Annotated in this window: 17 protein-coding genes; 3 read left to right on the forward strand and 14 right to left on the reverse strand. The window is 55.9% G+C overall.

Annotated elements, in window-relative coordinates:
• Nucleotides 1-40: 40 nt before the first annotated feature.
• Nucleotides 41-778: a glucosamine-6-phosphate deaminase gene (gene nagB / locus KQI10_RS03165; RefSeq protein ID WP_216565958.1), complete on the reverse strand. Its 738-nt coding sequence runs from the start codon at nucleotides 776-778 to the stop codon at nucleotides 41-43.
• A gap of 220 nt (nucleotides 779-998) precedes the next feature.
• On the opposite strand from nagB, the gene KQI10_RS03170 reads away from it, so the two are divergent.
• A complete protein-coding gene (locus KQI10_RS03170) occupies nucleotides 999-1574 on the forward strand; it encodes an ECF transporter S component (protein WP_216565959.1) in 576 nt (191 codons plus the stop codon).
• A gap of 169 nt (nucleotides 1575-1743) precedes the next feature.
• On the opposite strand, the gene KQI10_RS03175 is transcribed toward KQI10_RS03170, so the two are convergent.
• The 13 genes from KQI10_RS03175 to KQI10_RS03235 all read right to left on the reverse strand — a co-directional run bounded on the left by KQI10_RS03175 (nucleotide 1744) and on the right by KQI10_RS03235 (nucleotide 17890).
• Entirely contained in the window at nucleotides 1744-3330 is a 1587-nt protein-coding gene (locus tag KQI10_RS03175) for a glycoside hydrolase family 36 protein (protein ID WP_216565960.1), read from the reverse strand.
• Nucleotides 3331-5691, reverse strand: coding sequence for a glycoside hydrolase family 2 TIM barrel-domain containing protein (locus KQI10_RS03180; protein WP_216565961.1), 2361 nt, complete (start codon nucleotides 5689-5691; stop codon nucleotides 3331-3333).
• A gap of 97 nt (nucleotides 5692-5788) precedes the next feature.
• Complete coding sequence (locus tag KQI10_RS03185; protein WP_216565962.1) at nucleotides 5789-8359, reverse strand: AAA family ATPase; 2571 nt, start codon at nucleotides 8357-8359, stop codon at nucleotides 5789-5791.
• On the reverse strand, nucleotides 8356-9429 hold the full coding sequence (locus tag KQI10_RS03190) for a metallophosphoesterase (protein WP_216565963.1): 1074 nt from the start codon (nucleotides 9427-9429) through the stop codon (nucleotides 8356-8358). The genes KQI10_RS03185 and KQI10_RS03190 overlap by 4 nt, the downstream gene beginning before the upstream one ends.
• A gap of 126 nt (nucleotides 9430-9555) precedes the next feature.
• Nucleotides 9556-11412 carry an ABC transporter ATP-binding protein gene (locus KQI10_RS03195; protein ID WP_253285101.1) on the reverse strand — a complete coding sequence of 619 codons (1857 nt, stop codon included), beginning with the start codon at nucleotides 11410-11412 and terminating at the stop codon, nucleotides 9556-9558.
• The gene (locus KQI10_RS03200; protein WP_216565965.1) at nucleotides 11402-13222 is read right to left on the reverse strand and encodes an ABC transporter ATP-binding protein; all 1821 of its coding nucleotides are present in this window, start codon (nucleotides 13220-13222) and stop codon (nucleotides 11402-11404) included. Before KQI10_RS03200 ends, KQI10_RS03195 begins: the two co-directional genes overlap by 11 nt.
• A gap of 257 nt (nucleotides 13223-13479) precedes the next feature.
• Entirely contained in the window at nucleotides 13480-14154 is a 675-nt protein-coding gene (locus KQI10_RS03205) for a sensor histidine kinase (RefSeq protein ID WP_216565966.1), read from the reverse strand.
• On the reverse strand, nucleotides 14141-14866 hold the full coding sequence (locus tag KQI10_RS03210; protein ID WP_216565967.1) for a LytTR family DNA-binding domain-containing protein: 726 nt from the start codon (nucleotides 14864-14866) through the stop codon (nucleotides 14141-14143). Before KQI10_RS03210 ends, KQI10_RS03205 begins: the two co-directional genes overlap by 14 nt.
• A 42-nt stretch (nucleotides 14867-14908) precedes the next feature.
• Nucleotides 14909-15361: an ASCH domain-containing protein gene (locus KQI10_RS03215; RefSeq protein WP_216565968.1), complete on the reverse strand. Its 453-nt coding sequence runs from the start codon at nucleotides 15359-15361 to the stop codon at nucleotides 14909-14911.
• Nucleotides 15362-15366: 5 nt separating this feature from the next.
• A complete protein-coding gene (locus tag KQI10_RS03220) occupies nucleotides 15367-15606 on the reverse strand; it encodes a hypothetical protein (RefSeq protein ID WP_216565969.1) in 240 nt (79 codons plus the stop codon).
• Nucleotides 15607-15895: 289 nt separating this feature from the next.
• On the reverse strand, nucleotides 15896-16462 hold the full coding sequence (locus KQI10_RS03225) for a hypothetical protein (protein ID WP_216565970.1): 567 nt from the start codon (nucleotides 16460-16462) through the stop codon (nucleotides 15896-15898).
• Nucleotides 16463-16548: 86 nt separating this feature from the next.
• Complete coding sequence (locus KQI10_RS03230; RefSeq protein ID WP_216565971.1) at nucleotides 16549-16863, reverse strand: hypothetical protein; 315 nt, start codon at nucleotides 16861-16863, stop codon at nucleotides 16549-16551.
• 127 nt (nucleotides 16864-16990) lie between these two features.
• A complete protein-coding gene (locus KQI10_RS03235; RefSeq protein ID WP_216565972.1) occupies nucleotides 16991-17890 on the reverse strand; it encodes a hypothetical protein in 900 nt (299 codons plus the stop codon).
• A 317-nt stretch (nucleotides 17891-18207) separates the two neighbouring features.
• Here KQI10_RS03235 and KQI10_RS03240 point away from each other — a divergent pair, with 317 nt between their 5' ends.
• Together KQI10_RS03240 and KQI10_RS03245 are read left to right on the forward strand one after the other, a co-directional pair.
• On the forward strand, nucleotides 18208-18762 hold the full coding sequence (locus KQI10_RS03240) for an RNA polymerase sigma factor (protein ID WP_216565973.1): 555 nt from the start codon (nucleotides 18208-18210) through the stop codon (nucleotides 18760-18762).
• The gene (locus KQI10_RS03245; RefSeq protein WP_216565974.1) at nucleotides 18759-20318 is read left to right on the forward strand and encodes a hypothetical protein; all 1560 of its coding nucleotides are present in this window, start codon (nucleotides 18759-18761) and stop codon (nucleotides 20316-20318) included. The genes KQI10_RS03240 and KQI10_RS03245 overlap by 4 nt, the downstream gene beginning before the upstream one ends.
• Nucleotides 20319-20452 lie beyond the last annotated feature (134 nt).

The following is a 20452-nucleotide window of genomic DNA, read 5'->3' on the forward strand; positions in this document are numbered from 1 at the left end:
CGGAACCGGCAAGGGGCAAAATGCATGTTTTAGAAAGCAATTACAGCATATCCTTCACCAGAGACAGGGCAGCCTCATCGGCAACCAGGATGAAATCGGGGTGCAGCTGCAGAATGGAGCCGGGAGCTTGAGGCTTGATGGGGCCGAAGAAGCAATCCTTCACAGCCTGGGCCTTGTTCGCGCCGTTAACCACCAGCAGGACCCGCTTCGCCTTCATGATGCCGCCGATGCCCATGGTATAGGCATGGGTGGGAACATCCTCACGCTTCTCAAAGAAACGCTGGTTGGCATCGATGGTGGAATCGGTGAGCTTGACCTTGTTGGTGTTCTTCACAAAGGAATCAGAGGGCTCATTGAAGCCGATATGGCCGTTGGGTCCCAGACCCAGCAGCTGCAGATCGGCACCGCCGAAGCTGTCGATAACGGCATCATACCGGGCGCACTCAGCCTCAGCATCGGGATTCATGCCGTTGGGGATGTTGCATTTGGCCTGGTCAATGTTCACATGGTCAAAGAGGTTGGTACGCATAAAGTAAGCGTAGCTCTGGTCATGGTCCTTGGTCAGACCCACATATTCGTCCAGGTTGACGGTATGGACCTGAGAGAAATCCAAATCGCCGGACTCATACTTGGCGATCAACTGCTTGTAAGTGCCCACAGGGCTGCTGCCGGTAGCCAGGCCCAGAACGCAGTCAGGCTTCAGCTGGATCTGCGCGGCAATAATATTGGCAGCCTTGCGGCTGACATCTTCATAATCCTTGGCGCGAATCAGTCTCATAATAAATATTCCCTTTCTTCATTTAGTATTTCGAGAATGGAATCAGGGCTTTCCCTACAGGGCCATTATAACACCTTTTGCGAAATCTGTATACCCCATTCCCATTTTTATCTTTACCAATTTCAATTCATCTGGCCTTGTTTTTCAATACCGTTCTGGTGCTTTTTTTGTGGCCAGATATTGCTATAATAGCACCATTCAATTCCGGGAGGAACATACAATGGAAAAGAAATCCACATTAACCACCAGAAAAATTGTCTTTACCGCACTGATGGCCGCCCTGGTCGTGGCCGGTTCGGCGCTGCGGGTCCGGCTGCCCCTCGCCATCGGCAGTACCACTTCGTTCCATCTGGGCAACATCTTCTGCGCCCTGTCCGGTCTGCTTCTGGGGCCCTGGCTGGGCGGTCTCGCTGCCGGTCTCGGTTCCGCCATCTTCGATATGTTTGACCCCATCTATATTTCCGAGGCCTGGATCACCTTCCTGATGAAAGGTATTTACGGCCTGCTGCCGGGTCTCATCATCCGGTTCGGCAAAAAGGACGCGGGCTATGTGAAAGCCCTGTTGGGTTCCGCCGCCGGCGCTGTTGCCTATGCTCTGCTGTACCTGCTGAAAAGCTACATCAAGGGCACCTATGTCAAGGGCTGGGAGCCCTCCGCCGCCATGCTGGATGTGGTCGGCAAGCTCCCCGCAACGGTGTTCAACGCCGTTGTCGCCATCGTCTTCGCTCCCATCCTGTTTCTGGCCATCCGCAAGGCTTTGGCAAAGAATCATCTGCGGATCGACGACGGCCAGTAAACTCCTGTCAGCTGCATCACAAGGGACGGCATCTCGCCGTCCCTTGTTTGTTCGTCAACGGAATTCAGCGACGCTGCCGCCAACCGGCAAAAAGCCGGGTCTGCGTATCAGGCTCAGGAGGAAGCATCATCCGGCCAATAAAAATGTGCCTGCTTTCCAATCTTGCTTCTTATCGAATCCGAATAGAATAACGCTTTCCGTCCAGTCTGAAGCCAATGGACAGGCCGTTGTCCGCCTCCGTCTTTATCTCCTCCGCCCGGTCAAAAAGCCGCTGTACCCAGGCGTAGCGCTCCCGGTTTTCCGCAGAATACCGCTCCACCGGGTCGGAGCACAGCAGGATCTGGCTGAAGCAGCCGTTGGCGGCGGCCAGCTTCCGTTTTTCCGCCGGTGTAAGGGTGCAGTTTTCATCCCGCAGCAGAAACACATCCGGGTCATTGCCAAAGGCCCGGCCATTCAGCTGGCGGCGGAAAATGGTGTTGTCAATGGATTGCCGGGTGGACACACGCTCCCGGTGGATCAGGCGCATGAACCACTTGTCGTCCCAATCAAGGCTCACATCGCAGCCGATGCGGCAGTAATCCACCACCCCGAAGCAGGGCATCAGCGGCACACCGCAGCCCAGTATCAGTTTGTCCCCGCACCACTGCCGCAGAAGGGCCATAGCACGGGCCATGCGGGCCGCCCGGGACTCCCGTTCACTCCCAAAAGGCGCTGCGGCATATAGAAAATCCAGCTTCACAAGGTCAAAGCCCCAATCCTCCAGGACCCGATGGAACACATTCTTCAAATATGCCTGTACTTCCTGGTTGTCGATATCCAGGGCGTAAAACCCGCTCCAGTTGCAGCCGCAGTACCAGGGCTCCCCGTTGACCCGCAGAAGCCAATCCGGGTGTTCCCGATAGATGGCAGATTTGCTCTCGCAGACGAATGGCGCAAGCCAAAGCCCCGTCCGAAGCCCATCCCCATGGCATTCCTCCGCAAAGCCCCTCAGGCCCTCCGGAAACTTGGCGGTATCCGTTTCCAGCCAGTCCCCCACCGCCGGTTCCCAGCCATCATCGATCTGGAAAAGGCCGCCCTTGGGCAACATCTTCCGGTACCCCTCCAGATCCTCACGGACAGAAGCATCGCTGATATTCTGGTAACGGTTATACCAGCTGGAATAGCCGGTCAGCCTGGGGGCTTGCCGGGCCCGGCAGCCCATGGCGGCGAACCAGGCGTCAAACACCTCCCGTTCCCCGCCCTGGGCAAAGAACAAATCAAAGGCGTGAAACCTGCCGCCGTTGTGCCGGACCCCGGCACAGTCCCGGCGGATGGTCAGCTTTTCCGCGGCACTGTCATAGGCAAAAATGGTGTAGCCCGGCGTCTCATCCAGGGAACCGATAAGGCGGTAGGTATCGCCCTTGCGGAAATAGCAATAGGAAAAGCCATGGCTTTGGCCCTTTTTGTCGCTGTAGGACACGAAATGGTAGTCCCCGTACCGATCCAGGCCGAAGTGCTTCCGAATGGGGCCGGGCACCTGATCCACGCCCCGCATACGATCCCGCTTTCCCATTTCCGGGCTATGGGTCCAGGTCTGATAGCCATTCATGAATAGCTTTTCGTCCTCAGCCATAGTCCAGGTCAGCTCCGCCACCGCATCCTCCAGAACGCCTGCGGGAAGCTCCGGGCAGAGGTTTACCACGCCGCAGTCCGGGGAAACTTCCGTCTGAAGCGAAACCTTTCCGGAATCCGTTCCGGCCAAATAGCGCATATTCATTTACGCCATCTCCTTTTTCACATCAAATTCCAAACGGACGCTTTCGCAGCCCGGGGTGCTGACTGTCAGCTTTGCCCTTCCCCCTTCGCCTACGGTACGCAGGTAGGTTCCGCCCATGCCGCCCTCGGCGGTCTGCACGGCGGGTCCGACCAGGCTCAGAGGTCCTTCCAATGTGTATTGCAGGGGCAGCTGGGCATAGGGCGCCGGATTGCCGTTTTCGTCCAGAATACGGACCCGGATTGCAGCCATATCGTAGGTATCCCCTTCCGCCAGAGTTTCCGCAGAGGCGCAAACTTCCAAATGGAGCTTCTCACTGGGGCAAAGGGTCACAGACCCCGCCAGCGCGTCTCCGTTTTTTGCGTCAAACCGCCAGCGGGTGGCTTCGCCGCCCCAGTTGCCCACATATTTTCCGTAGAGGGCAACCCCGTCCTCAAACTTCATTTTGTAACGCACCATGCACCAGGCCATTTTCAGTTTTTTCCTCAGGGGCATCCCGACAAGACCATATTTCCCGGCAGCCAGCAGGCAGTCCCGAAGGGCGTCTGCCTTGGGCTTTTCGAAATGCTCCTGGGTCTCCAGCAGCGCTCCGATGGTATCCTCCACGCACAGGGGTGGATGGGGCAGCAGCCTCCAGGGGCTTTTTTGCAAAGTGGTCACATAGGCATCGTTCTTGTACAGCTCCACCCGCTCCGCATTGGTGAACACATAGACCTTGCCAATCTGCCCCGCCGGATAGTCGCCGATATCCATGGACGAACTGACCGTTAAAGTGGGTGTCTTCCCCTGAGCGGCATAGACGCCGGCCGCCAGCTTGGGGTTTCGGAAGCTGTCCAGCACACCATGATAGCAGATTCGATCCCCGGAACCGAAGTCCTTGTGGGTAGCGTAATCAAACATGCACCAGCCAAAACAGCCCGCGTGATCTCCATCCCCATAAGCGGCGTTCAGAACTCTCGCATGCCGCAAGGCATGCTCCTGTCGGTGGGACGCGTTGTCGAAGGATTTGGTAGGGTACATATGGCCGCTGTGCTCGGAGATCAGCAGCGCCCTGTCCTTCTCCCGCATGACCTGCTTTTTCCGTTTTGCTCCGGGATTATTGCCCGTATGGGAGAAGTCGTTAAAGGCGTAGACATCCTCCAGAAGATGGCTCTTTTCCAGATACCGGACGCCGGAGGTAGCACGGCTGGGATCCAGCGCGTGGGCTATGGCATTTGTTCTTGTATAGAACGCGTCATCGTCCACACTTTCATTTATACGGACGCCCCACAGGATGATGCTGGGGTGATTCCGGTACTGCAGGACCATTTCCTCCACCATTTTGCATGCCAGATCCTTCCAGCCGCCATCTCCGATGTGCTGCCAGCCCGGCAGTTCGGTAAATACCAGCAGGCCTGTTTCATCACAAGCATCCAGAAAGTGCCGGCTCTGCGGATAGTGGCTGGTACGCACCGCGTTGCAGCCCAACTCCTGCTTCAAAATACGAGCATCCTCCCGCTGCAGGCTTTTCGTCGCCGCATAGCCGATATAGGGATAGCTCTGGTGCCGGTTCAGGCCCCGCAGGAACGTCTTTTTCCCGTTCAGATAGAAGCCATCCGGCTGAAAAACCGCCGTTCGGAAGCCGAAACGGGTCTCCCGGATGTCCAGAACTTTCCCCTTTTCATCCAGCAGCGCTGCCCCGCAGCGGTACAGCATCGGATTATCCGGCGTCCAGGCCACCGCCTGAGGATACTCCAAAACGGCGTGAATTTCCGGCTCCGCAGAAACCGTTTTGTTTGCCAGCGTCTCCCCTGCCGGGTCTTTCAGAGAAAACCGCACCTGAGCGGCAGCCTTCGGCCGATCCAGCTTCAGGCTGACATCTGCCGTCTGCAGAGTCGGCGTATGGACAAACAAATCTTCCATCCGGCATTGGGCCGACGTTTCCAGCCAGACCTCCCGGTACAGTCCGCCATAGGTCAGGTAGTCGATCACAAAGCCGAAGGGCGGCACCTGGGGATCCTCCCGGGTGTCCAGACAAACAGAGAGCAAGTTCTCCTGATTCCGGTCCACCAGATCGGTAATCTCCAAGGTAAACGCCGTATAACCGCCCCGGTGCTCCCCCGCCCGCTTTCCGTTGACAAACACCACCGCCTGGTGGGCCGCGCCGTCAAATCGAAGGAAAAGCCTGGGAGCATCCGCAGGGACCGTGAAGCGTCTGCGGTAGCCGCAGACCATTTCATAGTCCCTGGGGGAAGCGTAGTGCAGCGGCACCTCCCGGCAGGTATGGGGCAGACGCACAGACTCCGTTTCCACGGGTTCTCCCCGCAGAAAGGCTTCGGTGCAGGTTTCCGTGAATTCCCAGGTATTGCACAGACTGTATTGCATCGTTTTTCCTCCTCATGGAATCTCTGATAAATCGGCAGGAGCTGAAAGCGAGAATTTTTGACCGCTCTTCAGCCGCAGACGGTTTATTCAAAGGTTCTCAGGCTCTGCTGCTGTTGCAGACCAGGTAGAGGATCTGGTGATCCTCCGCAACCCCACGCAGCATTTCCAGCGCACGTTTGGTATGTTCATCGTCCAGATTCACAAAGGGATCGTCAAGAATCAGGAAGGGTGTTTTCTCCCCGAAAAGAGCGTCTACCAGAGAAAGACGCATGCACAGCGAAATGCAGTCGGACAGACCCGCGCTGAAGCTTTCCGTCTCTCTGGCCGCCCCCTGGGCATCGATGCGCAGCTTCAAATCTTTATCCACCAGCACATTGCTCAGGTCGCCGGGCAGCAGTGTTTCAGCATACCGCCGGAACCCCTCTTCGATCTTTGCCACATAGCTGTTGGCCAGAGAATCCTTTGCCTGCTCCAAAAGGGCTATGGTGCGGTCCGCCAAAGCGCATTTCCGCTCCGCCTCCTGCAGCTCGTCTTCCAGACCGGAAAGTTTATCCTCCCATGCCGGGATGCGCTCGACGCTTTCCTGCAAGCTCCGCCGCTGCTGGCGGGCATCCCGCAGGGAATTTTCCAGTTCATCCAGCCGGATTTGGATCTGCTTCTCCCGGATCTCCAGCGTTTCCGGCTCCGGAATGGGCTGCAATGGGCCGACATCCCCGTTTTTCTCCAAAAACGCGCTCAGGGCCTTCTTTGCGTTTTCCAGTTCGGCGCAGAACATTTTTCGGTTTTGTATATCATCCGCAGCCTTCTGGATGCAGGCGGCAGCTGTGGGTTCCGAAAGCGCATAGTGGTTCAAAAATTCCCGGGCTGTCTGGACAGCCTCCTCCGCCTCCTGACGATCCCGCTCATTTGCCTCTTCCAGCAGAGATTGTTTCTCCCGAAGCTGCCGGGTCAGAGAATCCTGGCTTCTCGCCGCGTCCCGCAATCTTTGAACAAAGCCGTCGTCGTAGGCCTCTCCGGGGTAATAGTACGCAAACGCCTGCCCCAATTCCGCCTGTATCTGCCGCAACTGGGCATCCGCCTCCCGGCGCTGCTGTTCCCAGGCGGCGCTTCTCCGGGACAAATCCAGATAGCGCTGCCGGTCAGCCCGCAGGTTCGCCAGTTTTTCCTCCGGCTCCGTCACATCCTCATAAAAGCGCCGCAGGAAAGCATCCCGCTGCCGCTGCAAATCGGCAAGCTCCTGCTCTTCCGCCGTGGGAATGGGATCTTCCGTCCTGCCGTCCGGCTTTCTTATCAGCACCGCCCCAAGCGCGGCAGCAGCACCCAGAACCAGAACGCATATGCCGGTCACAGTCAGCTTTATCGACGCCAGCACAGCCCCCAAAATCAGCAGCGCCAGTCCGAAAACCAGCAGCGGCAGGCTGGGCTTTTTTTTCGCCCGTTCCGGCTTTGTCCGCTGCATACCCTGCAGTTCCGCAATGCGTCTGCACTGCCGCTGGGTCTCCCGGATCCGGACTTCCTCCGGAACGCCCCCGGCGAAGGTGCGCTTCAACGTCTGAAAGTCCGCCTGCTCCCGTTCCGAGAGCCCGCCGGGTTCTCTGCTCCGCAGCAGGAAATCCCGATTCTGCCGCAGCTTTTCCCAGGCAGCGAACTCCGTTTCCCCGGGCCCCCCCTGCGCGAACAGCCGGTTCAGGGATTCCAGCAGCCGCGTTTCTTCCGCCGAAAGGGAAGCCTTCTCGCCGCGGCCGCTCACACGTCTCTGGGCCTCCAGCGCCCGGGTCAGGTTCTTTCTCTGTTCATCCAATTCTTCACGGGTAGGATAGCCGTTGGGATACTGTGCGTCCAGCTTCGCAAGCGCCGCTTCTCTTTCCAGAAGCTGCCCGCGCAGCTGTCCCAGATTCTCCTGCCGCGCACGCAGGGCTTTTTGCTCGTTGGCCTGCCGCAGCTGCTCCCGCAGGGCCTCCTTTTGGGCGTCTATGCCGTCTTTTTCCCCATTCAGGACGTCTATACGACGGCAAACCGTCTCCAGAGGGGCTATATCCTTCTCCGCCTCCGCAATGTCGCTTTCCAGACCGCGGCACTCCTGTCGCAGCTGGGCGATCTGTCCACCCTCGCCCTTGAAGAGCTTCAGCTTTTTGCGGTAGTCCTGAAGCCGCTTCATGGCCGTATCGTAATTGTTCAGATCATTGGTGTCCTCCACCAGATTCGTGAGCTTCGTGCGGATGGAGGTTGTGGCCGTCACATCCCGGCCGGACATCTGGGGCACAAAGGTGCTTCTGGCAAAGGCGTCTGCATCCAGTTGAAACAGGTCTTCCCCCAGGTTCTCCGTAAAACGGGTGCTTTCCGTTCGGTTCGTCAGATCATAGAGGGCAAAACTGTCCTCCTTTTTGCCGAAATACCGGGTCACCCGATATTGGACGCCCTGATACTCAAATTCCAGGAAGCCGCCGTACTTGCCCCCCTGCCAGGGGTCATAGCGCTTGCGCTCGTTTTCCGTCAGGCTTCTTGTCCGGGACTTGGGCAGGCCGTAAAACATAGCCTTGATAAATGCCGCAAGGGTGCTTTTGCCGAAGCCATTCTCCCGGCAGAGCACATTCAGGCCCGCCACAAATTCCTGATCAAAGCCGGACAGCACGCCGAAGTTTTCAATATGGCATCTCAAAAGCTTCATAGTCCGATCTCCTCCCCTGCCAGTGCCTGGAGTCCCGCGCGGATCATAGCCGCCTTGTCATTGTCGTCTTCCGGCCCCGCCAGAACCAGACGGATAAAGGCACCCTTCAGGGACACGTCGTTTTTGTATTGATTCGGGTCCAAAGAGCAAGTCGTCTCGTCCTTGACTTTAACAAAATAAAAGCTGCTCTTCATCAGCTCCCGCAGATATATCAGAGAAAGATCCGCCTCCGGCTCACAGCTGCCTGTCAGCAGAAATTCCACCATATCCCCGGCACTGATCGTTTGGGCCGCCTGCTTCATGGCCTGGGCGATCTGGGCACTTTTTGTCAGACCCGTGATGTCCACAGGAACACGGTGCAGCCGACGGCTGGCAAAGGGCACGAACGCAGGCGTCACCTTTCCATCTTCTACATCCAGCAGCACGAAGCCCTTGTCGCCGCACTCGTCAAAGCCCCGGCCCTCCAGACAGCCGCAGTAGCAATAGATTCCCCGATCATCCAGCCGTTCCAGAGTATAGGAATGGATATGGCCCAGAGCCAGATAGTCAATGCCCTTGTATTTCAACAGGCTCAGATTCACAGCGTCCTCGCCGCTGACCGTGCCGATCTGCCCATGGAGCACCGCGATGTTCACGCGCCCAGCCGCATGAGGCACCGCCTCATAGATGGCTTCCCCATTCTCCCGGCAGAGCTGCACGCCGGAAACCGCCACATTTTCATATTGAAAGGTGGTCCATTCCCGGCCGAACTGCCGCAGATTTTCCGGCAGTGTTCTGTCCGAAAAGGCTCTTGCCGCACCGTCGTGGTTCCCCGGCAGATAGAGATAGTCCACCTCCGGCGTCCGCTCCATGGCGGCCAGAATTTCGTCCACCGTCCGCCCCCGAACCCGCTCTCCATCGAACAGATCTCCGGCGATAATGACCGCCCGGACGCCGTTGGCCGCGGCATAATCCGTCAGGCGAAGAAAGGAATCGATGATCTGGGCGTTCCGCATGGACGCCTGGGCAGCGGACATATGGGTCAGCATCGGGGAATCCAGGTGGATATCCGCGCAATGGATCAGTTTCATGCTTGCCTCCTGTTTTTCCGGAAAAACTCCGGCGTTTTCGCTTTTTCCTCCATTATACCGGATTTCCACGGAAAATCAATGGTCTGCAGCAGCCCCACGGACCAAATAATCCGTGGGGCTGTTGCCTTATGTGTAATATTGCGCCTGGGCGTTCCAGAGTTCGTAATACTTGCCATATCTATTCTTCAGCAATTCCTCATGGGTGCCCTGCTGGATCACGGTGCCGTTGTGAAACACGGCGATCTCATCGCAGAAAACACAGGAGGACAGCCGATGACTGATGTAAATGGCGGTCTTGTCCCCGACAATCTCATTGAGCTTGCTGTAGATCTCCGCCTCCGCCAGGGGATCCAGGGCCGCCGTTGGTTCGTCCAGAATGAGAAATGGCGCGTTCTTGTACAGCGCCCGGGCGATGGCCACTTTCTGGGCTTCGCCGCCGGAGAGTATAACGCCGGCCTCGTCCAGCTCTTTATAAAGGTAGGTATCCAGGCCACTTCCCATAGACGCCAGCCGCTGGCCGAAACCCGCCTTTTTCAGGCAGTCCTCCGCCCGGTCCCGGTCATATTCCCTGCTTGCCCCAATATTTTGGCCCAGAGGCAGGGCCAGGAGCCGAAAATCCTGAAATACCACGGCAAACACGTCCAGATAATCGTCATACCTGTATTTGCGGATGTCAATGCCATTGAGCAGGATCTGCCCCTCCGTAGGGTCATACAATCGGCACAGGAGTTTGATAAAGGTGGTCTTTCCGGAGCCGTTCATGCCAACAACCGCCAGCCGGGAGCCGATTTTGAATTTCATATTCACATGGCGCAGCGCCCAGCTTTCGCTTCCGGGGTACAGGAAGGACACGTCCCGGAATTCCACCTCATACTCCCGGTCGTCCCGCTTTTCCGTAGGGAGGCTGCCCTGATACATGTGGTTCGGCAACTCCAGAAAGGCCCGGATGTCCCGCAGATAAGCGGCGTTGAAGGGCAGGCGGCCGATGGTGCCCAGCATTTCCGAAAGCCCGCCGCAGAGCTGGGTTACGGCCCCCACATACTGGGTCACGGAGCCTACGCCAAAGGCCCCGCCCCAGGCTTTCAGGCAGACAAATACATAGACGATACCGGTCAGCACCGCGTTAACCACCCGTCCGGCGGCAGTATAGGGGGCGACCCTTCCGCAGAGAATGGCAATTGCCGGGGCCCCTTTTCTGTACATGGCCGCCCGCTCCATGGTCGGCAGCACCACCTTTTGCTGCTCATACATCCGTATATCCATAGCCCGTCGGCTTTCGCCGCAGAAGTTGGGGTAATAGCTCAGCACCCGGTTATAGATATTGCTGCAGGGCCAGAGCTGCGCACTGTTCTCCGAAGCTTTGGCAGACAGGACAAGGGACAGCACCGTCATTCCCAACAGCAGAACGACAACCCCGGCAGCAGCCAGCGGATGATTCAGCCACTGAAGCGATCCCGCCGTCACGGGACGCGCAAACATACTGACGGTCAACGCCGCCGCACCTGAAGCGGAGGCGCAGCCGCCGACAATGGACTCTGTAAAAGCCCCGTGGATATCCACAAAGCCATAGAGGTTGCCCATCATGTGCTTGCGCATAGCGTGCAGCAAGTTTTCCGTTTCCGGGGATTCCACGGTTGAAAAATCCATATCCAGCATTTTTCTGGTCTGCATCCGGTTTTCCAGCTCCCACTCCGCTCCGTGAACTGCCTGCCGCCAATGATACAGAACCGCGGTCAGCAGCTGCAGGGCCGCCGTCAAGGAAATCGTCAGCAGCACCCAGAATTTCAGCCTTTCGGGATCTCTGGTCCCTGCCAGTTCGTTAATCAGCTGGGCGGAAAGCCAGATGGTCACATAGGGGGACAGATGCTTGGCCAGAGTATAGGCGCAGGTGGAGAGGAATAGCTTTGGCTCCACATCCCACCACTGTCTGACCGCCCACCAGTGCAGAGAAATGGCTTCCCGCATGGATATCTCATGCTTCATGGTCCGCCCCTCCTTCTCGGTAATAACGGCTCTGGACCTCAAAAAGCGCGGCATACTCCCCGCCCAGGGCCAGCAGCTCTTCATGGGTGCCCGCTTCCAGGATCTTCCCGTCCTTCAGAAACAGCACCCGGTCACAGAATCTGGTAGATGCCAGCCGGTGGGAGATGTAGACGGCGGTGCGGCCCCGGGTAATGGCATCGTAGCGCAGGTACATGTCGTTTTCGGCAATGGGATCCAAAGCCGCTGTCGGCTCGTCCAGCAGCAGGATGGACGCGTCCTTGTAAAGCGCCCGGGCCAGCAGCAGCCGCTGCTCCTGACCGCCGGACAGTTCGATGCCGTCGTCGTGGAGGGCTTTTCCCAGGTTCGTGCTGAGGCCATCCGGGAATTGGGGAATCGTCTCTTCCAGTCCGGCGTTTTTGACGCATTCTTTTACCCTTTCCATGTCGATATCCGTCTCCGACTGGGCAATATTTGCCGCCAGACTGGCCGAAAACAGGGAGTGCTCCTGAAACACGGCGGTGAACAGGCGGTAATAGTCCCGTCTGTCAAACTGCCGGATATCTTCCCCGTTCAGCAGCACCCTGCCCTCGGTGGGGTCCAGCAGGCCGCAGAGGAGCTTCACCAGCGTCGTTTTTCCCGCGCCGTTGAGGCCCACAATGGCCAGCTTTTCTCCCGGATGGATGGTCAGATTCATACCGCAAATGGTGTCCTTTTCCGCCTTGGGATAGCGAAAGGACACATTTTCCAGCCGCAGCGCATAGCCCTTGAGACTGCGGGGAACTGCCTCGCCCTCTTCCATTCGAAAGGGCTCCGGCCATTCCAGAAATTCCCGAACGCCGCATAGCTTCCTGCTCTCCCGGTGCAGCGCGATCAGGCTGTCCAAAATGGTGGTAATCCAGACGGTAAAGCCTGTCACCGCCGAAAATTGCAGCAGGAACAGCGACGCGCTCTGTCCCCGGGTCAAGGCAGTATGGACAAGATAGGCATAGGCAATGCCGTTTCTCGCCAATGTCAGCAGCACGTCCGCCGCCTTTGCTCCCAGGAAGCGCCGCTCCCGGCGGCCGCAATAGCCCCGGTATAATCCCAGAGCCTTGTCGTAAATCTCCATAAGCCAGGGCTGCATGTGGAACAGACGGATGTCCTTGGGCATCTCGTTGGACATGGCGGTATTGGTCACAAAGAGCATTTCGTAGCGGTATTTCGCCGCCTCCTCCCGGGTCTGAAACTCCCAGCGGCCCGCGTACTTGCCCGCAAAAAAGCCGCTGGCCGTTGTCCCCACCACCAGAGCCAGCAATATCGGCGGCAGGCCCTTGAGCAGCAGCAGATACAGCCCAAAGCCCAGCACCGCCGTGCAAAGCTCCCCCGTCAGGGTCACCATGGCCACTGGGGGCGTCTGCACATTGGTTCCGCCCATGACCCGGTAGGCCAGCTCCTGCATCCGGTGAAAGGCCGGATCCAGAGTATTGGGGTAGGATGTTTCCGCGGCTTTTCTTGCCTGTGCCCGGTCAAAAGCATCGTACAAGCGGCTGCGGAAAACATGGATTCCGTCTCGCAGATAGGAAAGCCCCGCAGCAAAAACGGCCAGTGCCAGGGTGTAAAGAAGGATCGTCAGCAGCATCTGCGCCAAAGGTGCCCTTTGCTCCACCTTCTGCAATATGGCAGGACCGATGGTGATCCCCGCCAAACTGTTCAGAAGCTCCAGCGCCACCAGGCCCGCCGTACAGACCGGCAGTGCCTTTGTTTCCCTTCGGCAGACCCGAGACAGATAGATCAGGTTCTGTCCCAGACTGTATTTTGGTTTTTCTTTCATTGCTCCACCTCCTGGCACCATCTTACACCATTCGCAAAAAAGAAGCGCAATTCCCGCACGAACGGCACTGTTTCGAACGCGAATTGCACTTCTTAAAGGAACCTCTGATTAAATCGGCAAGAGCTGAGAGCGAGAGATTTTTTGACCGGTCAAAGCATCGAAAGCAGTGGAATACTTTGTGTATTTCCTGCTTTTGATGCTGAAGAGCGGGCGAAAAAGATCCGCTCTTCAGCCACAGACGATTTATTCAGAGGTTCCTATTCTTCCAGTGGCAGCATAACCTCTGTGGCGAAGGCTCCCTCCTCGCTCTGCCGGTTCACATAGCCGCCGTACTTCTCCGCCAGGCGATCAATGCGCAGCAGGCCCAAGCCGTGGTTTTCTCCGGTCTTGGAAGAGAGATAGATCTTCCCGCTTTTTCGGGGCTTCCCATCTGCGGAATTGGTCACACAGATATAAAGCTGCTGCTTTAGAACACCGATATAGACCCGGATAAACCGCGTCTCCCCCTCCGTCTGCCGCAGGCATGCCTCCATGGCATTGTCCAGCAGATTGCCAAGAATGGCACACAGGTCGATTTCCGAAATGGCCAGCTGCGCCGGAACAGTCGCCTTGGCGTTGACGGAAATATTCCTGCTCTTGATCAGGGACAGCTTGGAATTCAGGATGGCATCCACCATAACGTTGCCCGTCTTCAGCACCGTATCCACAGTCGTCAGGTCATCGTTCAGCTCCCAAAGGTATTTCCGCAGAGCCTCCGGGTCTTCCGTCAGGGCCAGAAGTGTTTGGATATGGTTGTGGTAATCGTGCCGCCAGCCCCGCATTTTCCGGTAGATGTTGTCCACCTCGTCGCAGTGCCGGGTAATCAGATCATTCTGAAATGCCGCTACCCGGCGGTCAATGGCCCCGGCGAAGAGGAAATCAAAAAGCTTCATGGCTGTCTCCCGTATAGTACTGTACAAAAGCCCGGTGAACCTGCCGGGCCGCTCCTCTGGACAGCGGCAGGCGCTTTCCGCCATCCAGGATGACCTCCGTTTTCGAAAGCCGGGAAATATAGGCCAGATTTACCAGATAGGACCGGTGGCAGCGGACAAAGCCCTCACCCAGCTGTCTTTCCAGTTCGCCCATGGGCAGCTTCACCGGATAGGTTTCCTTTTCCGTAACAAGTTCCACCGTGTGAGAAAAGCTCTCCGCATACAGGACTGCCCTGGCGGCCAGCCGCACCGTCTCCCCTTCCACCGTCAGAAGCAGGAACCGTTCCCGCCTTTGCGGCGCTCCGGCGGCCCGGTCCAGAACCGCGAAAAGCTGCCCCTCCCGGACGGGCTTCATGAGATAGTGCAATGCCGCTACATCATACCCCTGGGCCATATGGTCCGGGTAGCCGGTGACAAAAACGATCTGAACGGTATCATTGTCCTTCCGGATCTGTTTTGCCAGGGAAACGCCGTCCATGGCTCCCATTTCAATATCCAGCAGCAGGATATCCCATGCCTTGTCCTCGGCATAGCGGAACAGGAAGCTTTCCGCGGAGGGGAATCGCTCCACGGAAACGGCGCAGTCCCGGGCATCTGCCCAGCGGCGCAGAATATTCTCCACATATTCCGCATCCGCTGCGCTGTCCTCCACAATTGCGGCACAAAACGGCATGGCGTCCCTCTTTTCTCTCGTTTTGATTCATTATAGCCCATTCTACTCCGCAAACACGACCTCGAACTCCTCCAGCACGCAGAGGCCGTGCTCGTTGAAGGGCTGGCCTGCCTCTTCATAATCCGGCGTGAAGAACGATCTGTGGACGCTGCGCCAATAGGCCAGGCTGCGGTCGCCCTCGCCCTCTTTCCAGGCGTGCTCCGGGCTGACCTGGTCAAAGGGGACGACGGATACCTTCGTATCCCGGATAACGCAAGCCGCACGTTCATCGTCAAAGAGGACTACACTATAGCAGCCAGCCTCCGGAATAGGCTCCTTTTCAATCTCATAAGCGATCATCGCACCGGCCGTGGCGGTCTTTTTGCCCTCCAGCACCAGCTCCGCAAGCTCGTCCGCCGCAGGGCCGCCGCCGCAGAATTTCCAGATATCGCAGGGTATACTGGGATCCAGTTTTTCCTTTTCGCAATAGAGATTCCACATTTCTTTTCCGGTCATAGCAATTACCTTCCCTTCTTTTGTATCTGTTTCTGCATACATTTGTCCCGCAGCGCCAGGATTCCCAGCATCTCGTCCGCCACCTCTTCCATGGTTTTCGGCTGGGCATCGCGCAGGTAGCCCAGCATCATGCGGGCGGTGAAATCCGTGTTCATCTGGGTGCCTACCAGATAGGCAAACTCCGTCGGGAATCCCATTTCCGCCAGACGGGTCGAAACCTCATAGCTCAACGCGGTGCGTGCCATGGCGCAAGCGCCTCCTTTGTGACGATTATAGCACTATGGATGTACGGATGCAATCTCAACCGTGGAAAACGATGGCAATTGCATGCGTTACAAATTTGTGGACACCATGTGGAAACAATATTGTAGGGAACGGCCTGTGTGCCGTTCCAAAGCCACAGATTTGTGAAAATACGAACCGAGTGCGAAATGCAAAACCGGCGGAACGGCACGCAGGCCGTTCCCTACGTTTGTATGTACTTTATCGCTTACAAAATAATTACTCATGCAATTGTTGTGGCGGAAAACTGGTTTATTGCCTGTTTTCATGTGCACACGGCTCCCAATCCTCCCGGCATTGCAGGAAGCTCAAATACTCCAAAACTTTCTCTCTGTCCGCGGTATAGCCATCGTAAATGATTTTCCCTGTAACATTTTTGCGCGTATCTTTCGCCGTTTCAAATCGCAGATAGGCGCTGGAAAGCGGATGCCTGGTTCTGCAATAAGTCATCGGGGCCAGCTTGCAGATGTAGTTTGCTTTTCTGGGATAGATCAGCAGCCCAGGGCCCCGCTTATCGCTGCCATAGAATGAAAAATTGCGCGCATTGCATAGCCGGACTGTTAACGCACTCCAGGCATATTGCTTCCGAAATTTTCCTATGGAAAAAGTACACCCTTCCATATCAAGATCAATCGTTCGCAGAAAATACAGCAGATCACGAATCGTAAACACGCCCACAAATGCATTCAGCAGCGCGATTCCCGCGGTGAAAAAAGCGTTCCTTTCTCCAAGCAGAAGGAAAATGACTTCGGCTATGATGATCACGGGCCAGATCCCGATCACAGAAATGATGTCGTCCGTACACGGTTTTATCTTCATGGCATTTTCCTTTCTGATCCGCTAAAGAACATAAACGTGTGATATTATCGCAGACAATATTTCCGAAACGCCCGCAGTATGACTTACTATTGGTTCTCCAAGCGCAGCAACGGATTATAAATTCTGGTTACAGTTGCGTATCCAACAATCCGCCCGCCTTCCTGCATCCTGATCTTTTTCCCGATCCACAAACAATGAGGATACGATTCAGGAGACAAGAATGTAATGGTCCCCTTTGCTGTTCCATTTGGAGCAACAAACTTAACACCGTAGTAATGGTGAATCCCTGTCGTCAAGTAAGTATCCGTTACCAAATGCGCCGGTCTGTAGCCATCATTTGCGGGTTTTTTCCTTGTGGCATTGAATTCAAATATAGCTTCAACATCCGGTGATCGCTCCATAACGTTCTCCTCCACACTGTTAGAACTATTCTTGCCGGATGATTCGTTTCTTTGATTGAATTCGTTTTGATAATTTACAATATTGATGTCAAGACAATTAGAATCATTTCTCCCCACTATTCTATCCTCACAATTTCACATCGCGCCAGGCAAGGTACTGGTCAATAACATAATGCTCAAATTTACTGTTGTACTTACCCGATTCCCATCCAACCGGGTAGTAACCAGTCCAGCGGTCATGGCCTTGAAACGGGAGCATATCCTCCCCGGGCAAATTTCCCAGGCAGGTCAGGTTCTCTTTTGGGATCGCCTTTTCGGATTCGGATATCAGAATAACTCTGTATTCCATCTTCATATCCGGATAGTTTTGGAATGCCGCAGGCTTGTAGAAAGCCGGGAGCAGTTCAAAACCAGATAGCTCCTCCATGGAAGGGATCTCCCCACCTATCCATTTGTAGATCTGAACAACGGGTACGATATGGCCGGGCCACCACATGGCCTCCGTGACTTTGCGGAAAACGACATATTTTCCCGCGAAGCCCATTTCTTTGCTGTAATCACCAGTAAACCGGTACGCGAAAACATCGCCCAATTTCCATTTGCACTGATAAAGGCGGTATTTGGACACTTTTTTGATCGGCGGCTGAGGCGACTCCATTTTGCTTTTGAGTGCTTCCAGCGTTCTTTTCCAGGCGGACAGTTTCTTCTGCCCGGCCTCTTCCCAGCATGCCCATTCCTGATCCTGTGAAAGATAAGACATGGCTTTTTCTTTTACGTCCGAAAGCAGCCTTCCGTAGTTCCACTGTGTATCCGCCAAGGCAAGCCAGAATAAGGGTTCTTCATCCGCGCCAATATCCTTAGTATACCCATCAATAAGTTCCCGCGTGATCTCTTCGTTTGTCTTTCCTCTTTTCAGTCCATCCACATAGTCCCCGCGGATATCACTCGTCAAATCGTTCGCGTACAGCGACGTTCCCCATGTCCCCACATGATCACCTTCCCTTGCAACTGTCAAAAAGGGCTGCATATCTTTCCTATTGCAATTCTACACCAATACGACAGAATGCGCAACACCTGTTTCTGCGGCATAGCTGTTTTTCATCGTATTATACTGTTCTTTTGCCAATCATCGGATTTTTCCTGATAAGGAAATCACCCATTCGGGTACTGGGCGTCTGCATCATAGGGAAGCATGCTTTTCCTGTGCCCCTCCTTGCATTTTCCGCGCGGATACGGCATAATGAGAAAAAAGTTTTTCTCTTCCGGGAAATATATGTGAGATTTCCCTCTCGAAATCCGTTTAACAGGGTGAGGAAACAAATACACAAGCGAGGTGAACCCTACATGGAAGACAGCAAAATCATCGAATTGTTCTTTGCCAGGAATGAAGACGCCATCCGGCAGACAGACAGCACCTACGGGCGGCGGCTTTTCCATCTGGCCGACGGCATCGTCCGCAACGCGCAGGACGCCGAAGAAAGTGTCAGCGATACCTACATGAAGGCATGGGTCACGATTCCTCCCCATAAGCCCCAATATTTCTTTGCTTATATCGCAAGGATATGCAGGCACTTTGCCCTGGACAAGCTGGACTGGAACAATGCCGCCAAGCGAAAGGCCGAGGTTGTCAGTCTGACCCAGGAAATGGAGTTGTGTGTCCCGGATCCCCAGCGAGAACGGGAGATGTCCGGGCGGGAACTGGGCATGGTCCTGGATTCGTTTCTGCGGACCTTAACCCCGGAAAATCGTGTGGTATTCATGCGCCGGTACTGGTATGCGGACAGTATTGGGGAAATTGCCGCCCGGTACGGCATCGGTGAAAGTGCCGTACAGATGCGGCTGAATCGAACCAGAGCGAAGCTCTGTACTTATCTGGAAAAGGAGGGTATCCGTGTATGAACGGAAAGGATATTTTTCTCGGACTGCAATTCGTTGGGGACGATCTGGTAGAGGAAGCGGAGGTTTTCCATTTCTCCGCCCGGACAAGAAGCAATGCCTTGGCCCATGAAAAAAAATGTGGCGCGTTTGAAGAGAAGACCTACGCAAAATCCCGGCGCACCCTGCTGGTCGCCATTGTCTGCCTGCTGGCGCTGCTGCTGGCCGGATGCTGCGTGGCCTACATGCTCAGCCTGCGGCAGCTGACCCTTGGCACCGAAACGGTCCCTATTCCCGAAAGCAGCCCCATTTCTGAAAGCAGTCCCGAAGACAGCGCTTCCGAAACGCAGCTGACCGTATTCTCCCTCCAAGGCATAGAGGGGACGCCCAACTATCAGGCAAGTCAGGAGTGGCTGGCGTTCACCCAGAGCTACACACGCTCCGGCGGGGACTACTGGGACAGCGACCCGGCTTACTGGGCGTACAGCGTTCAGGATCAGACAATGGTGGACAAACTGGACGAGATCTGCACCAAGTACGGCCTGAGCGTCATCGGGAAGCCCTGGCACGAACAGGTTGACTGCAACAAGTTCCTCCCCCTGCTCGGCATTGACAGCCTGTTGAAGCCCGATACCGATGCAGTGCTCTCCATCCCCGCAGGACGCTATTTCCCGGGCGGCTCCTTTACCATTTACGGCACGCTGAACCTGGGGGACGCGGCGGAGATGTTTACCTACCAATGCGTCAAGAAGGACGTTTTCTACGATGTGTTCGGTTACACGAATCCGGATACCGTTACAGAAAGAAACTATACCACATCGGACGGTGTCCCTCTCCTGTTTCTGGAATCGGACCAGAGCGGCATGATTCTGGCCGACCGGGAGGACTGCTTCCTGAGCCTGAGCTTCACGCTGGACGGAAATGTCCGTCTCGAGGAAATCGCCGAATGCTTTGACTTCATGATTCAACCCCAAGCGCCGGAGCCCGCTGCGGCGGATGCCCGGGAGCAGGCTTCCAATACGGAAATCAGCAGCGCACAGGACGACCCCAACAGGTTCCGGCGTGCCACCTATGCCGAGTATGTAGCGGACCTGCTTCAGGGCGACGAGCGGCTCCGTGCTGATATGCCGGAGTATACGCCCCCTGTCAAAACCTATGCGTTTTATGACGCGGACGGTAACGGGACGGACGAGCTGCTCATTTTCTACGGCGACTACATTGGCAGCATCGTAGGCATGAAGGACGGCATCACAGACGAAGGCAAAAGCTACCATCTGCTGCCATATGAAGATCATGTTTTCATCCACTGGCCAGGGGATGAACCAAATGTCCCTGGAGAGTATTGGTACCACATCTTCCGCTTTGCCAACAATGACGATCCGGTCTTCTCCAACCCGAAGGAGCGAAGCATTGTCCGGCTGAAGAAGGATGCGGACGGAAACTGGTGGCGCACCTCCTCCACAGACCATTACGCGGAATTCGACACGCAGATCACGGAGGATGAGGCGCAGGCCATTCTGAATTCCTACAAGCCCATTACCCTGGAACCACATCCGCTTTCGGAGTTCCGAGAGCCGTGAAGCCACAAAAAAAGAATTTGCAGATTCCCGTTTTCCTCCCCCTCCCTGCGTAATAACAACGGAGCCATGGCTTTGTAAACCTGCGTATTGTCGGAAATTTTCAGGATCGTAAATGTGCGTATTGTCTTTTAACG

The sequence above is a fragment of the Pseudoflavonifractor sp. MSJ-30 genome (assembly GCF_018918045.1).
Lineage (GTDB): Bacteria > Bacillota > Clostridia > Oscillospirales > Oscillospiraceae > Faecousia.